Genomic DNA, 14470 nt, shown 5'->3' on the forward strand with positions numbered 1-14470 from the left:
CTATCTGCCTCCGCCCGTTCCTGGCCCCGGCGCGCCGGACTCGCCCTCTCCGCCTTCGTGTTCGCTTTGCGGCTGCACCACCCGCACCGGTTCGCCGTCGACAATCGAGTCCGGCGGATTCTGAATCACGCGGTCGTCCGCCTCGAGCCCCTGCACCACCTGCACGGTGCGCCCGTCATCCTGGCTGATCGTGATCGGCACCAGCTTCGCCTTGTTGTTGCTGTCGACAATCGCGACCCGCAGCCCCTCTGAGCGGAAAATAAGCGCCGGAACAGGAAGAATCAGCGCCGGCCGTGAGCTCTTCACGTGGAAATGAACTTCCGTATATGCTCCGGGGAAAATCTCGCCCTTGCTGTTGTTGACATCCACTTCCACCAGCAGTGTGCGCGACGTTGGATCAATCGAATCGGCGGTGCGAACGATCTTTCCCTGCACCTGCACGCCAGGCCGCTCGGCGAACGTCAGATCGGCGGCCACGCCCGGTCTGCAGCCGGCCGATTCCACCTGCGGCACATTTACATACACGCGCAGCACGTGTTCGTCGGCCATGTGAAACATCTCTTTGTTCGCTCCCGCGTCGATCAGCGTTCCTGTATCCACATCGCGGGCTGTAATCACGCCGTCAAACGGCGCGTAGATATTTTCGAACGACACCAGTTCCTGAAGACGCTGCACATTCGCCAGGGCCGACTTCACCTGTGTGGACGTTGACGCTTCCTGCGTCACGAAGTTGTCCGTGTCCTGTTTGGTCACCGCGTTCTGCTGCAGCAGATCCTGATAGCGGGCCGCCTGAATCTTCGCGTTGTGCGCGTTGGCCTCGGCCGTAGCCAGATCGGCCTTTGCCTGAGCCAGTTGCTGATCCACCTCCGGGCTTTCAATCACCGCCAGCAGCTGCCCCTTTTTCACACGGGAGCCGATGTCGAAATGCCACTGCTTCAGATAGCCGCTGGTTCGCGCATAGATCGGTGAATCAGTCCATGCATAGATATTGCCCGGCAGCACAATCTCCTGCGTCGGCTGGCCCGGCTTTGGATTGGCGACCATGACCGCGGGAACGGCCAGTGCCTCCGTCTCCTTTTGCAGAGTGCTTTTTTGTCGCAGGCGCGGCAGAATGCCTGCCACGGCAAGCGCAACAGCTACGACCAGCAGCAGAAAGAGCAGCAACAGAACCTTCCCGACGGAGATCGGGGTATGCCCCTGACCTCCGGAACCGGAAGCAGCAGCGCCTTCCGGCGCGTCATGATGTGGTGTCTGCGATTCGTGTGACATGATGTCAGATCTCCTGCAGCGCAGGTTTTCCCTGCCTGCGGCGAGCCTCGCGTTCACGGCGCCGGCGCTCGATCCGGCCGTGCAGTACGCTGAAAAATGTGGGGACGAAGAAAAGTGTTGAGACCGTTGCAAACAACAATCCGCCGATCACGGCCCGGCCCAGCGGAGCATTCTGCTCGCCGCCGTCGCCCAGGCCAAGCGCCATCGGGACCATGCCGATAATCATGGCCAGCGCCGTCATCAGCACCGGGCGGAAGCGCACATAGCCCGCATTCAGCGCCGACATGGCGGCATCGCCCACGGTGATCTCCAGCTGCTCACGGGCAAAGCTGACCACCAGAATGGAGTTGGCCGTCGCCACGCCCATGCACATAATGGCTCCCGTCAGTGCGGGCACGCTGACGCGCGTATGCGTCAGGAAAAGGAACCATACAATTCCCGAAATCGCCGCCGGCAGCGCCGAGATAATGATGAACGGATCGAGCCATGACTGGAAGTTGATGACGATCAGCAGGTACACCAGCAGAATCGAAAACACCAGACCGCCCAGCAGTCCGATGAACGAAGACCTCATCGTCTCCACCTGCCCGCGCACTACAATCCTCGATCCGCGCGGAAGGCCGCTCTTCGACTCGGCAATGATCTTCTCGATCTGCTTGTCCACACTCGCCAGATCGGTGTTCACCACGTTCCCGTAAATATCGATCACCGGAGCGATGTCATAATGCGACACCGTGCCCATCTCGGTCGTCGGCTTCACGGAGACCAGATTCCCCAGCACCTGAATCGGCTGTCCTCCCATCGGCGTATTAGCCGGAAGAGCCGTCCCCGCCGCTCCGCTGATCGAGCTCGCCGGTGGAACCGTGGCCGCGGAGCTGCCGTTGGTGACCGGGATATTCGCAATATCCTGCAGCGAATCGAGCGAGTACTGCGGCGCCTGAACCGCAATGTCGTAACTTACGCCATTGCGCGGATCGAGCCAGAAGGCAGGAGCCGTCTGGAAGCTTCCGCTGGTCGCCACCAGCAGGCTTTGCGCCACGTTACTCTGCTTGAGGCCAATCTGCTCGGCGCGCGTGCGATCGACGTTGACGTAAAGCTCCGGATCATCGAAGGGCTGCTGAATGCGCAGATCCGCCGTGCCGCCGACGTATTTGATTTTGTTCAGCAGCTTCTCGGCAAACGCCCGGTCGCCCTGCAGATCGCGGCCCACCACCTGAATATCAATCGGGGCCGGCAAGCCGAAGTTCAGAATCTGCGTGACCATATCCACCGGCAGCTCATAAAAGATCGTGCCCGGAAACCGGTTGGCCAGAGTCGCGCGCAGCTTCTGTACATACTCGTCGGTAGGATGATGCTTCTCCGTGAGCAGCACCTGAATGTCGGCATCCGCCGGACCGATCGGTGCGGAGTTGCTGTACGTGGTATTGATACCGCTGTACGGCAGGCCGATATTGTCGATGATGGTGACGAGCTCGCTCTTCGGAATCGTCTCCCGGATCGTTTTGTCGACATCGTCGCACAGCCGCGCCGTCTCTTCGATGCGTGTTCCGGTGCGCGCGCGCATGTGTATCTTGAACTGCCCGCTGTCTACCGAAGGAAAGAAGTCCTGCCCGAGAAACGGATAAAGCAGCGCGGCTGAAACCACGGCGAAGCCCAGAAAAACCAGCAAAAACACGGTCGAGTGTTCAATACAGAACGCCAGAATATCCCGGTAGCCGCTGCGCATCTTTTCGAAGTAATGCTCGAACCCCATCTGAAAACGGATAAACGGGTTGCGGCTCACCCGCTTTTGCTTAGCTGCTTCTTCGCTGTGTTCCTGCAGAAGATACTTGGCCATTGTCGGCACGACCGTGCGCGACAGCAGATACGAGGCCAGCATGGCAAAGACCACGGCCTCCGCCAGCGGCACGAAGAGATACCGCGCCACGCCGGTCAGAAAGAACATCGGCACAAACACGATGCAGATGGACAGCGTGGAGACGAAGGCCGGAACCGCAATCTGCGCCGCGCCATCCAGAATCGCCTGCTCGATCGCCTTGCCTTCCTCGAGATTGCGATTGATGTTTTCGATCTCCACCGTCGCATCGTCCACAAGGATGCCGACCGCCAGCGCCATACCGCCCAGCGTCATGATGTTGATCGTCTCGCCGATTGCGCTCAGCACCAGCAGCGACGTGAGAATCGAAAGCGGAATCGAGACCGCGATGATCAGCGTGCTTCGCCAGCTGCCCAGAAAGATCAGGATCATGATGGCCGTCAGACAGGCCGCGATGATCGCCTCTCGTACCACCCCGTCGATCGAGGCGCGCACGAACAGCGACTGATCGGCCAGCGGCGTGATCTTCAGCTGTGGCGGAAGCTGCGCCCTGATCTGCGGCAGCACATTGCGTATGCCCTTCACAATGTCCAGCGTCGAGGCATCGCCTGTCTTGATCACGCTGATCAGCGTGGCGCGCTGGCCGTCCACGCGCACAATATTCGTCTGCGGCGGAAAGCCGTCGCGGACATGCGCCACGTCATGGATGTAAACCATCGCCCCGTTCACGGAGCGGATGGGAAGATCGTTCAGCTCCGCAATCGTCTGCGGCGCGCTGTTCGTCTCCACCTGATACTCGAACCGTCCAATCTTCGCCGTGCCTGCAGGCAGAATCAGGTTCTGCGCTGCAATCGCGTTGACCACATCCGAGGGAGACAGCCCCTTCGACTGCAGCGCCTGCAGGTTGAGATCGACCTGCACCTGACGCTGCTTGCCGCCATAGGGATAGGGCACGCCCGCGCCTGGAATCGTTACCAGCTGCGTCCGGATAAAGTTGAGACTGAAGTCGTTGAGCTGCGACTCGGAAAGTCCCTCGCCGGAAACACCCAGCTGCAGAATCGGCACGCTCGATGCGTTGTACTGCAAAACCAGCGGCGGTGTTGTCCCTGCGGGAAGCTGCCGCAGCTGCGTCTGCGCAATCGCCGTCACCTGTGCCACCGCGTCCGCCAGGTTCACCTTCGGCTGAAAGTAGATCTTGACGATGCCCACGCCATTGATCGACTGCGACTCGATGTGCTGAATGTCGTTGACCGTGGTCGTCAGCGACCGCTCGGTAAAGTACACGATGCGGTTTGCCATCTCCTCCGGTGAAAAACCCTGGTACTGCCACACCATGGCGACTACAGGAATATCGATATTCGGAAAGATATCCGTCGGCGTGTTGAGCACGGCCAGAGGGCCCAGTATGAGAAGCAGTAAGGCAAAGACTGCGAAGGTATAAGGCCGTCGCAGTGCGAGACGAACAATCCACATATCGTTTCAGCTTCTCCTGCGGCATTGCTGCTCGCCGGGTGTTCCCGAAGCGACGCCGGATCGAGCCGGAAGGCAGCGCTTGGAATGACAGATTCTCTAAATGATCAACTTCCAGGAATGATTGGCGAAACAATCATCTCTTCAGGACTGGCGCACCTTCCATGGTACCCCGTCGCCGAGATGCACAGCCAGCCTGAACCTGAAACAGGATTATCTGCAGTTACACTTTATGATCTTTGACGATTGAAACATGCCCCGGAACGGCCCCGGTTCTGCGGCGCATGTCCTGCATAGACGATTGGATCGTGCAAAAGGACTCGTAAGGCTGAAAGCGCTCCGGAAAACAAAGAGCACGCAGACGCTGAAATGGATGTTTCAGAGCTCGTGACGGATTCAAAAATCGCTGGCTGCCGTCTTCAGACGTTCAGCTTTTTGAAGATACTCCGCGGGACGCTCCGCAGAATCAGCATGATGATGGCCCAGAACGGCGGCGTGTAGATCACGTCTTTGCGTTTTCGGATCGCTCCCAGAATGTCCTTTGCCACCTGCTCCGGCTGAGCGAAAAGCGGATTCGGCTTGATGTGCGCCGTCATCGGCGTCGCCACAAAGCCCGGCTTGATGGTCAGAACATGCACGCCCGAGCGGTCGATGCGGTTGCGTACTCCATCCACGAAGACGTTCAGTGCGCCTTTCGATGCTCCATACACATAGTTGCTCTTCCGCCCGCGGTCTCCCGCGACCGAAGAGATCACCGCCAGACAGCCCTGCCGGCTCGCTTCGAAATAATTCGCCAGCCAGGTGATCAGTGAAACTGCTGACATGAAATTCGTCCGCAGAATCGCCTCAGCCGCCGCATAGCTAGCCTCCGCGTCCGCCTGTTCACCCAGTACTCCATGCGCCAGCAGCGCAAGGTCGATGGTGCCCAGCGACTCCGCAGCCTTTTCCAGCATCGCCGGATGCGCTGCCGTGTCGTCCAGGTCCATGACATAGGCCGTCACCGCGCTCGCGCCCCGCGTCAGCAGGTCATCGCTCACCGCCGAGAGCTTCTGCGCATTCCGTGCCACCAGAAAAAAGCTCGCGCCTGACTCAGCCAGCGGCCGCAGCGTGGCTTCGGCAATCGCCGACGTGGCGCCCAGCGCCAGAACCCGCGAGGGCAGTCCCTTCCCTTTACTCATCGATCGGCCTCCGCCCGGTTACCCGCTGCCAGAAAGCGGAATCGAAACCGGGATCGATATAGCGCGCAAACTCCTGCCATTGCGGATAAAAGGTCTGGTACTGGGCAGCCGTCATCCGTGCGTCCTTGGCCGAATACATGCGTCCTCCGTGCTCCAGCGTGATCTTCGCCAGGCGCTCCAGCAGATCGAAGCTGACCTCTTCCCTGATCGGAAAATCAAGCGCCAGCATGATGCCGGGCTGCGGAAACGACATCATCCCCAGCGACGGGATATCGCCAAAGAACTTGATCACAGCCAGAAACGACGCGAGCCCGGAGCGCGTGATCGCCTTCAGAATTTCGATCATGCCTTCGCGGCCCGAGGCATGCGGCAGCACATTCTGAAACTGCAGCAGCCCATTCTTTCCATACATCCGGTTCCAGTGCAGCACGCTGTCCAGCGGATAAAAGAACGGCTCATAATCGACTTTGGCTGTCTTCTGCTTCGGAAACTGCTTGTGATAATAGACCGTGTTAAATGCGGCCATGCTGAAGCGGTTCAGCGCAACGGCCGGAAGATCGAACGGAAAGCTCAGCCACGGCTGCGGGCTCTTCTTCAGCTCGCCCGGCTCCTTTGTATGTTCGCCCTGCATAAAAATGCCGCGCGCAAAGTTCTTCCCTGTCGCCACGCAGTCAATCCACGCAACGGTATATTCAGCCTTTGCATTGCGTGACAGCGTCAGAAATTCATCGATGCCGACAAACTTCTCTCCGTGATAGTCGATCTGGCGCGACACAATGGGCCGCAGCTTCACCTCGGCCCATGCAATCATCCCGGTAAGCCCCATCCCGCCGATCGTCGCCGCAAACCAGCTGGCGTTGACCGTCGGACTGCACAGAATGCGGTTGCCGTCCGAGCGCACCAGCTCAAACTGCAGCACATGATGGCCGAACGTGCCCGCCACATGGTGATTTTTCCCGTGAATATCGTTGGCAATCGCCCCGCCGACAGTGACATATTTCGTCCCTGGCGTGACGGGAAGAAAGAACCCGCGTGGCACTGCGAAGTCCAGAATCTGCGCCAGCGTCACTCCCGCCTCACAGCGCAAAACTCCCGTTTCGCGATCAAAGTGCAGCAGGCGATCCATGCCGAGCGTCTGAATCAGCGTGCCATTCTCCAGCAGGCACACATCGCCGTAGCTGCGCCCGGCTCCCACCACCAGCTGTTTGGCTGCAGGCGGCTTTGCCAGTGGATAATCAGCGGTCCAGTGCAGCGGAACAACCTCCGCCTGCATTTCGGGATATCTGCCCCACGACTCAAAACGGGGACGGGAATCAGATCGAGCCATACGAAATACGGAGTCCTTGTTCCTTGTCAAAAAGCTGCCAGCACCGCGATCAGCACCGCAGCGGCGCCGGTCAGTAGGCTCATGCGGTCCGTTACGGCAAAAATAACGGGATCTTCATCCATCTCACCACGAGAAGCCAGCAGCCATACCCGGCTCAGCCAGAAAATCATCAGCGGAGTCATCAGCCACATGCGTCCTGGATGCCTGTAAAGCGCCATCACGTCGCCGTTGCTGATATACAGCGAAAACACCACAACCGACGCATACGCGCTGGCCGTTCCAAAGCTGCGCAGCTGCTCGATATCGGCCAGCAGATACCCTCGCCCATTCGACAGAATGCTTCCCTGCGCCCGCGCATTCTGCAGCTCGCTGAATCGCTTGACCATGGCCAGGCTGAGAAACAGAAAGATCGAAAATCCCGCCAGCCAGGGGGAGAAGAAGACCTGCGCCGCCGCACCGCCTGCCAGCAGCCGCAGCGTATACAGCCCTGAAAGCAGGATCACGTCCACCAGCCCCACCCGCTTCAGCCACAGCGAGTACAGCAGCGTCGAAACCAGATACAGCAGCAGCCAGCCCAGAAAATCCGGCGGCAGCAAAACAGCGGCAATCGTCAGCGACGCTGCCAGAAACAGTGCCACGATCCCTATTCCTGCCACCGGCGACAGATCTCCGGAGGCAAAAGGGCGGAAGCGCTTTTTGTGATGACGGCGATCCGCTTCAATATCCAGCAGATCGTTCACAATATAGGTGGCCGATGCGCAGAGCGAAAACGCCAGAAATGCGTAAATGGCGCTCAGAATCGTCTGCAGCTGAAGAGCATGCGCCAGCAGCAAAGGGACAAAGATAAGAACGTTTTTGGCCCACTGATGTACCCGGACCGCCTTGCGAAAGACCCGCAGGCGAGGAGATCGGTCGCGAAACTCCCGTCCGATCGTGATCCGCTGGCTGCGAAGCCCTGCGCGCAGCGCCGCATGGGGATTCGCCACCATCGCCTCTCCGGCATGGGCCAGCAAAGGCAGATCGGGCGTTGCGTTGCCTACGTAATCGAAGCCTTCCCCGGCAAACCTCTGCTGCAGGCTCTCCAGCTTATTCTTCCCTGTCAGATTGGTCGCGCCGTCACTCGCCAGCACCGCATCGAAGATGCCCAGATGCGCCGCAATACGCTCCGCCAGCTGTCCGTCGGCTCCGGTTGCCAGATAAATCCTGCGCCCCTCGCCGCGTTGCTCTTCGAGATACGTCAGCAGATTCCGGTTATACGGCAGACAGGACACATCGAGCGACACCAGCGAGGTGATGCGCGCCTTGAAGCCTGCCTTTCCAAAACGGAGCCACAGCGGCAGCTGCAGCGCGGCAAGCGGGCGGCTGCGCACCAGCAGCAGAATGGAATCAAGCAGCGTGTCGCTTTTTACCAGCGTACCGTCCAGATCGACGCATAAAGGTCTTTGCGAAGCGGTCGGCGTCAGACTGCTGAGTTGCACCTGGTCCAAAGCTCGGTCTCCTGTACGCAGATAGGCCGCCAGGTGGGGCCAAAAGACATTCAGTTCAGCAAAGAAATTCCGGGCTTCACATCCGATGATGGAGCAGCGTTACTAAGCCGGAGTATACCATCGCAGCCCGCTGCGAGTTTGAACACAGCGTGACTCGCAGCACCGCAATTCCTGATCAAAATGTGCTTATGACCGATACAAAATTCTTACCGCCGGTCACCCGCCAGGACCGCCTCCGGCGCCTCACTGGCCTGCTTCACCGCCTGCTCCGGATAGTACGCGTCGATAATGTACTGCTCGAGCATGCGCTGCGTGTTGAAGAACGACCCGTTCAGCGCGATCGTTGAGCGCATAATGCGCTGCCATTGTTCCGGCTGCTCGTGGTAAATCGGAAGAATAATCTTCTCCAGGTGGTCATAGAGCGAAGCCGCCTCTTCCGTATCGAGATCGTGGTCGTAGATCGCCCAGCCCGTTACGCCTTCGATCCAGCCCTCGATCCACCATCCGTCGAGCACGCTCAGGCTCGGAACCCCGTTCAGTGCCGCCTTCATGCCGCTCGTACCCGAGGCCTCATAAGGCCGCTTCGGCGTATTCAGCCACAGATCCACACCGCCCGTCAGCAGCGCCCCCAGCGCCCACTCATAATTTTCGAGATAGACGATCTTCAGCGTTTCGTTGCTCAGCGCATGCGCCAGCTCGATCACATGGCGAATCTTTGCCTTGCCCGGCTCATCTGCGGGGTGCGCCTTGCCGCTGTACAGAATCTGCAGACCGCCCTTTTCCCGCGCGATCCGCGCCAGCCGCTCCGCATCGGTAAAGAGCAGATCCGCGCGCTTGTAGGTGGCCGCTCGCCGCGCAAATCCGATGGTAAAAATCTCCGCATTCAGCTCGACGCCGGTCCGCTGTCTCACCGCCTCCATCAGCACTCGCTTCGAGGCCGCATGCGCCTCGACAATCTCGTTCTCCGGAATATCGATCGCATAGCGCAGCGTCACATTGTCCTGGCGCCAGCGCGGCAGGTGTTTATCGAAAAGCTCCAGCACCGCCGGTGAGGTCCAGGTTGCCGCATGCACGCCATTGGTAATCGCATCGATCGTGTACTCGGGAAACATCTCCCGCGATACCTTCCCGTGCTGCATCGCCACCCCGTTCACGAAGCGGGAAAATCGCAGCGCGACGTAGGTCATGTTCAGCAGTCCATCGTGCAGACAGCCGAATCTCTCCAGAACAGCCAGCCGTTCATGCCCAAGAATATGCTCCGCCTGCTCGGTCGAGAACCGGTCGTGGCCTGCCGGCACCGGTGTATGCGTGGTAAAGACGCAGCTCTGCCGCACCGCCTCGTGATCGCTCTCCGTCGCCGCATCCAGACCGGCAATGCCCATCCGCCGCTCCAGAAGCGCTACCGTCAGCAGCGCGGCGTGGCCCTCATTCATATGGCAGACGGCAGGCTCATAGCCCAGGGCATAAAGCATGTGCGCGCCACCGATACCCAGAACCGCTTCCTGGCGCAGACGATAGTTTGTGTCCCCGCCGTACAGAAAATCCGTCAGCCCGCGATCCGCCGGATCGTTCTGCTCCATATCCGTGTCCAGAAAATAGACCGGAATGGTGTGGCCGGTCACTCCCTGCAGGTCATATCGCCACGCCCGAATGGCAACCGGACGCCCTTCGATGGTGATCGTGATGATTGGCTCTTCGCCATGCAGCGTCTTCTCCGGATTCCACGGCTGCGTCTCTTCACTCTGCACTCCATTCGCATCCAGATGCTGCTGGAAATATCCCTTGCGATGGGCCAGCGTCACTGCACCCAGCCGCAGGCCCATATCGGCTGCCGCACGCAGCGTGTCTCCCGCCAGAACGCCCAGACCGCCGCTGTAGGTCGGCATCTCCGGCGTAACGGCAATTTCCATGGAAAAATAAGCGACAAAAGCTGCATTCCCGGAAGCGTCCTGGGAAGAAAACTGCGAACGATGTTCAAATCGCATTCGAAATCCATCTCCGGCGTTTGTGTTCGTGCCGCAGGCTCGATCAACACGCAGAATTGCCGGGCTTCGCCAGCTGCCTGCTTCTCTGATTCTTACATCCGGAGCGGAATTCGGTTGCGCTGACTGTGGAAACTTTGATCCCGCGTTGTAAACAGGAACCCTTCCGGATTCTCAGGATCGCCTTTGCATCGCCGAAAGCCCTTAGCAGCTCTTGTCTTCCGGCCACACCCGGTGCGCCGCGGCCGACGCATGGCAGCGGTAAATCTCCGCGTCGATGCCCGTCGCCTCGCGGTATCCCTCGTGCAGCCGTTCGGCAAATATCGCCGATTGAGTGGTTTCGACCAGATTGACCGTGCAGCCGCCAAATCCTCCGCCCGTCAGCCGCGCTCCCACGCATCCCTGCTGTCTGCCCGCAAGCTCCACCATCACATCGGCCTCCGGACAGCTCGCCTCGAAATCATCGCGATAGCTGGCGTGGGCCTCTGCCATCAACTGTCCCAGCTTCTTCAGATCACCCGACTCCAGCGCATCGGCCGCGGCCACGGTCCGCAGATTCTCCGTTACGATATGGCGGCAGCGCTTCAGCACGCTCTCCGGCATCTCCCCGCCCCACCGCTCCAGATCTTCCATCGTCGCATCGCGCAGCAGGCGAATCTCCGGCCGGTGCTCCCGCAGAATCGCCGTACCCTCCTCTACCTCGGCACGCCGCGTGTTGTACTCCCCGCCCGCATGCGAATGCTTCACCATCGTGTTGGCGATCACCAGGCTCAGATGGCGCGGAATCGGTGCCAGCCGGTATTCCAGCGACCGGCAGTCGAGCAGCAGCGCATGATCCTCGGCCCCGCAGCAGGCGATGAACGGGTCCATAATCCCCGTCGACGCGCCCACATACTGGTTCTCCACCCTCTGGCAGAGCTGAGCCATCACCTGCGGAGCCAGGCTCGCCTTCGCCACATGCAGCACAGCCAGCATCGACGCGACTTCGAGCGACGCCGAAGAGCTCAGGCCTGCCCCCAGCGGCACATTGCCGTTCAGCGTCATGCTGAACCCCCGGCTGGATTCCCGGCCCGCTATGCCCTCCCGCCGCAGGATCTCCACCACTCCCAGCGGATAATCGCTCCAGTGGTGGCGTCCCCGCTCCGGCAGCGTCCCCACATCCTGCTTCACCTGCTCCTGAAAATTCTCCGACCAGATGAGAATGCGGTGATCCTCCCGCTCACTCACCGCCGCCAGCGTGGCAAAATCGATCGCTGCCGGCATCACGAATCCGTCCGCATAATCCGTGTGTTCGCCAATCAGGTTTACGCGCCCCGGAGCAGTGAACACCTCCGGCTCCTTCGCGAAACGCCCGGCGTGGAGATTTCTGATACCGCTTACACCCGGGGCTGTCATCGATCCGTCTGCTGGCACGAAATCCCGTCCTGAATGAAATGAATCTGCTTTGAAGCTACACCTGCCGCGAAGTCCGCGATACATCGCTGATACAAATCTGCATCTCCCATTCCTCGGACTCGCCCGGAAGCAGCTTCCTCGCCTGGCCCTTTTTCGCCGCTGCCGCCAGTGAATCAGCGGCGGCCGTACACGGCTCGATCGCAACGCAATACTGCCGGTTCACCCTGCCCTCCGGCCATCCGCCGTAACACAGCCACAAACCCAGCACCGGCAGCTGTGCCGCATCGAATCGCACCTCGACACGCACTCCATGCCGCATACGTTCCAGCGCCGCCCATCCCTCCGCCGGAGCAGTGGCAAACAGCTTGTCTCCCACCCCATCGGCCATGCTTCCGGCAAGGCTCAGATCGACGGGCGCACCATCCCGCAGTTGTGTACGTGGCCAGTCATGCATTACGCCCTGCGCGCCCAGCCGGTTCCCGCCTGAATTCTCCACGATTGCTTTCTTCACCGACGGGGGCAGCAAAATGCGGTCTCCCTCATCCACTGCAAACAGAGGATGCGCGGACCATGCATATTCCACTGCAAAATCACCCTCATTCCGCACGCTGTAATGGATGTGGAGTATATCGTCTTCCAGTCGCAGCAGCCTCTCGAAATGCAGCGGAAGGCTCCGTCCCGTCGCCCAAAGCCGCAATTCGTCCCCGTTTTTCTCCCAGGCCCAGGGAATCCGCCAGAAATCTCCATGATCCGGAATGGCTACCCTTCCGCCCGGCGTCTCCACCTCGCAGGCCGAAACCGACGGCAGACACTCGTCAAAGCCGCTGGCATCGCTTTCCTCGAACCCCATCGTCATGGTGCGCGCCGCATAAGGAAGCAGCGGCTGCTGCAGCAGCTCCGCATTCTGCCGCACAGCCACCAAAGAGGCAATCTTGCCGCCGGCCGCCGGAATCAGCGTCACGCGTAATGTATTCGTTTTCATTTCGACGTGTTCCATGCCGCTCTCCGACAACCTGGCCTCCTTAAACTATCGCATCGTTTACGTTAACGGCCTCATCCAGCCGGATGCCGATCTCGTCCACCCAGTCCAGATGTTCCGGTTTCATCAACACCGAACGCAGGCAGCTTACCATGCTGTCCTGGGCCTCGTCTTCCTGAGCTCCCTTCCAGCAGCCCCTTCCCGCAAAAAATCGCACCGGCAGCTGCACCAGCGCAAGATGCAGATCCCGCTCTGCCGCCTGATCGAAAACCTCCTGCGCTCTTTGCGACGACTCTTCCAGTGTCTTCGCCTGCACAGCCCACACCAGAATATCGAGCTGCGGCTCCGGCCCTGCAATCAATCGCTCGTCTGCAGCCAGCCTCGCGTGCAGCCTCCGAGCCGCTTCATGTCCGCGCTCCAGTCCCCGGGCGAACTCTCCACCCCGCATCAGCGGCAGTAGCCGCTGTGTCGCCCACAGCGCCGCCGCCGAGGCCCCGGCTCGCGAGCACTCCAGGCTGATCTCTCCCAGATGCAGCTCGTTCGACGTGAAGTACGTATACGGTGAATCGTGTTTGTAGAAGCGTCCCACCGCCGGATCGCGAAACAGCACGCATCCGCATCCATACGGCTGCAGCCCGTGCTTGTGCGGATCGATCACAATCGAATCCACTCCTGAGATCGCCTCGAACGCCCGCCGCGCCTCCTCCTCCAGGTTCGACGCCAGTCGAAAATACCCTCCATACGCCGCATCCACATGCAGCCGGAAGCCATACCGCTCACGCAGCGCCAGAATCTCTCGAAGCGGATCGACCGCACCCAGCGCCGTCGTGCCCAGCGTCGCCACCACCGTGCCCACATCCCCGGCTTTCAGAGTGTCTTCCAGGGCAGTGAGATCCATCCGCCCCCGGTCGTCCACCGCAACGGCTGAAAACGGCAGCTTCAGCACCCCGCTGATCCGGCTGTGCGTGTAGTGCGCCTGCGTCGAAGCGGCGATCTTCTTCCCCGGAGCCAGTTGCCCGGCCACCCACAGCGCTTCGAGATTCGCAAACGTACCACCGCTCGTCAGGTGGCTCAGAAACTCCTGCCATCCGAACATCGCGGCAATCTCCCGAACCGCCTCCACTTCCATGCGCGAGCTCGCCCGCCCTCCATCCAGCGCATGATTGTTCGGATTCAGCCACATCGCCATCGCATAGGCGGCCCGCGCCACAGGATGCGGCGGCTTCAGCATCTGCCCGGCATAGAGCGGATGAAAATACGGGTAATTGTCGGCCATCCGTCCAGCCGCCTCCGCCATCACCCGGGTCATCGCCGCAACATCTTCACTTCCATAGCCTTCCAGCTCCGGAAGACCGGCAAAGCTCTCCTGCAGTCTGGCCAGAGCCTCATCCAGCAGCGCAACCGAAAGATCCCGCCTCATTCGCTCCAGGCATCCCCCGCCCGCACAGAATACGCCTGAAATGCGACCCTGGCGGCTGACGACAGCCCTGCAGCAGTCCCTGCAACCGTCCTGCAGCATTCCCGGAGAAGCAGCACGCGCCATTCTTTGCTCGGCTCCGGGTACCTG

9 protein-coding genes are annotated in these 14470 nt (G+C 60.3%); all 9 read right to left on the reverse strand.

The window, feature by feature from the left end; all coding sequences use genetic code 11:
• The 9 genes from D0Y96_RS11770 to D0Y96_RS11810 all read right to left on the reverse strand — a co-directional run bounded on the left by D0Y96_RS11770 (position 1) and on the right by D0Y96_RS11810 (position 14323).
• Positions 1 to 1269 (reverse strand): efflux RND transporter periplasmic adaptor subunit, encoded by a 1269-nt coding sequence (locus D0Y96_RS11770; RefSeq protein ID WP_117300096.1) that lies wholly within the window; start codon positions 1267 to 1269, stop codon positions 1 to 3.
• A 4-nt stretch (positions 1270 to 1273) separates the two neighbouring features.
• Positions 1274 to 4558 (reverse strand): efflux RND transporter permease subunit, encoded by a 3285-nt coding sequence (locus D0Y96_RS11775; RefSeq protein WP_117300098.1) that lies wholly within the window; start codon positions 4556 to 4558, stop codon positions 1274 to 1276.
• A 416-nt stretch (positions 4559 to 4974) separates the two neighbouring features.
• Complete coding sequence (locus D0Y96_RS11780) at positions 4975 to 5733, reverse strand: SDR family oxidoreductase (RefSeq protein ID WP_117300100.1); 759 nt, start codon at positions 5731 to 5733, stop codon at positions 4975 to 4977.
• Positions 5726 to 7006 carry an FAD-binding oxidoreductase gene (locus tag D0Y96_RS11785; RefSeq protein WP_350449046.1) on the reverse strand — a complete coding sequence of 427 codons (1281 nt, stop codon included), beginning with the start codon at positions 7004 to 7006 and terminating at the stop codon, positions 5726 to 5728. Before D0Y96_RS11785 ends, D0Y96_RS11780 begins: the two co-directional genes overlap by 8 nt.
• A gap of 80 nt (positions 7007 to 7086) precedes the next feature.
• Entirely contained in the window at positions 7087 to 8538 is a 1452-nt protein-coding gene (locus D0Y96_RS11790) for a UbiA family prenyltransferase (protein ID WP_117301002.1), read from the reverse strand.
• Between the two features lie 215 nt (positions 8539 to 8753).
• Positions 8754 to 10532 carry an alpha-glucan family phosphorylase gene (glgP, locus tag D0Y96_RS11795; RefSeq protein ID WP_117300104.1) on the reverse strand — a complete coding sequence of 593 codons (1779 nt, stop codon included), beginning with the start codon at positions 10530 to 10532 and terminating at the stop codon, positions 8754 to 8756.
• A 201-nt stretch (positions 10533 to 10733) separates the two neighbouring features.
• A complete protein-coding gene (galK, locus tag D0Y96_RS11800; RefSeq protein WP_117300106.1) occupies positions 10734 to 11924 on the reverse strand; it encodes a galactokinase in 1191 nt (396 codons plus the stop codon).
• Between the two features lie 55 nt (positions 11925 to 11979).
• Positions 11980 to 12921 (reverse strand): DUF4432 family protein, encoded by a 942-nt coding sequence (locus D0Y96_RS11805; RefSeq protein ID WP_117300108.1) that lies wholly within the window; start codon positions 12919 to 12921, stop codon positions 11980 to 11982.
• Between the two features lie 25 nt (positions 12922 to 12946).
• Positions 12947 to 14323 carry a pyridoxal phosphate-dependent decarboxylase family protein gene (locus tag D0Y96_RS11810; protein WP_117300110.1) on the reverse strand — a complete coding sequence of 459 codons (1377 nt, stop codon included), beginning with the start codon at positions 14321 to 14323 and terminating at the stop codon, positions 12947 to 12949.
• Between the last annotated feature and the right edge of the window lie 147 nt (positions 14324 to 14470).

The sequence above is a fragment of the Paracidobacterium acidisoli genome (genome assembly GCF_003428625.2).
Classification (GTDB): Bacteria; Acidobacteriota; Terriglobia; order Terriglobales; family Acidobacteriaceae; genus Paracidobacterium; species Paracidobacterium acidisoli.

Excerpts from the sequence above, each read along its gene's own strand:
- D0Y96_RS11770 (WP_117300096.1), bottom strand. The coding sequence starts at position 1,269 with ATGTCACACGAATCGCAGACACCACATCATGACGCGCCGGAAGGCGCT.
- D0Y96_RS11775 (WP_117300098.1), bottom strand. The coding sequence starts at position 4,558 with ATGTGGATTGTTCGTCTCGCACTGCGACGGCCTTATACCTTCGCAGTC.
- D0Y96_RS11780 (WP_117300100.1), bottom strand. The coding sequence starts at position 5,733 with ATGAGTAAAGGGAAGGGACTGCCCTCGCGGGTTCTGGCGCTGGGCGCC.
- D0Y96_RS11785 (WP_350449046.1), bottom strand. The coding sequence starts at position 7,006 with ATGCAGGCGGAGGTTGTTCCGCTGCACTGGACCGCTGATTATCCACTG.
- glgP (WP_117300104.1), bottom strand. The coding sequence starts at position 10,532 with ATGCGATTTGAACATCGTTCGCAGTTTTCTTCCCAGGACGCTTCCGGG.
- galK (WP_117300106.1), bottom strand. The coding sequence starts at position 11,924 with ATGACAGCCCCGGGTGTAAGCGGTATCAGAAATCTCCACGCCGGGCGT.
- D0Y96_RS11805 (WP_117300108.1), bottom strand. The coding sequence starts at position 12,921 with ATGGAACACGTCGAAATGAAAACGAATACATTACGCGTGACGCTGATT.
- D0Y96_RS11810 (WP_117300110.1), bottom strand. The coding sequence starts at position 14,323 with ATGAGGCGGGATCTTTCGGTTGCGCTGCTGGATGAGGCTCTGGCCAGA.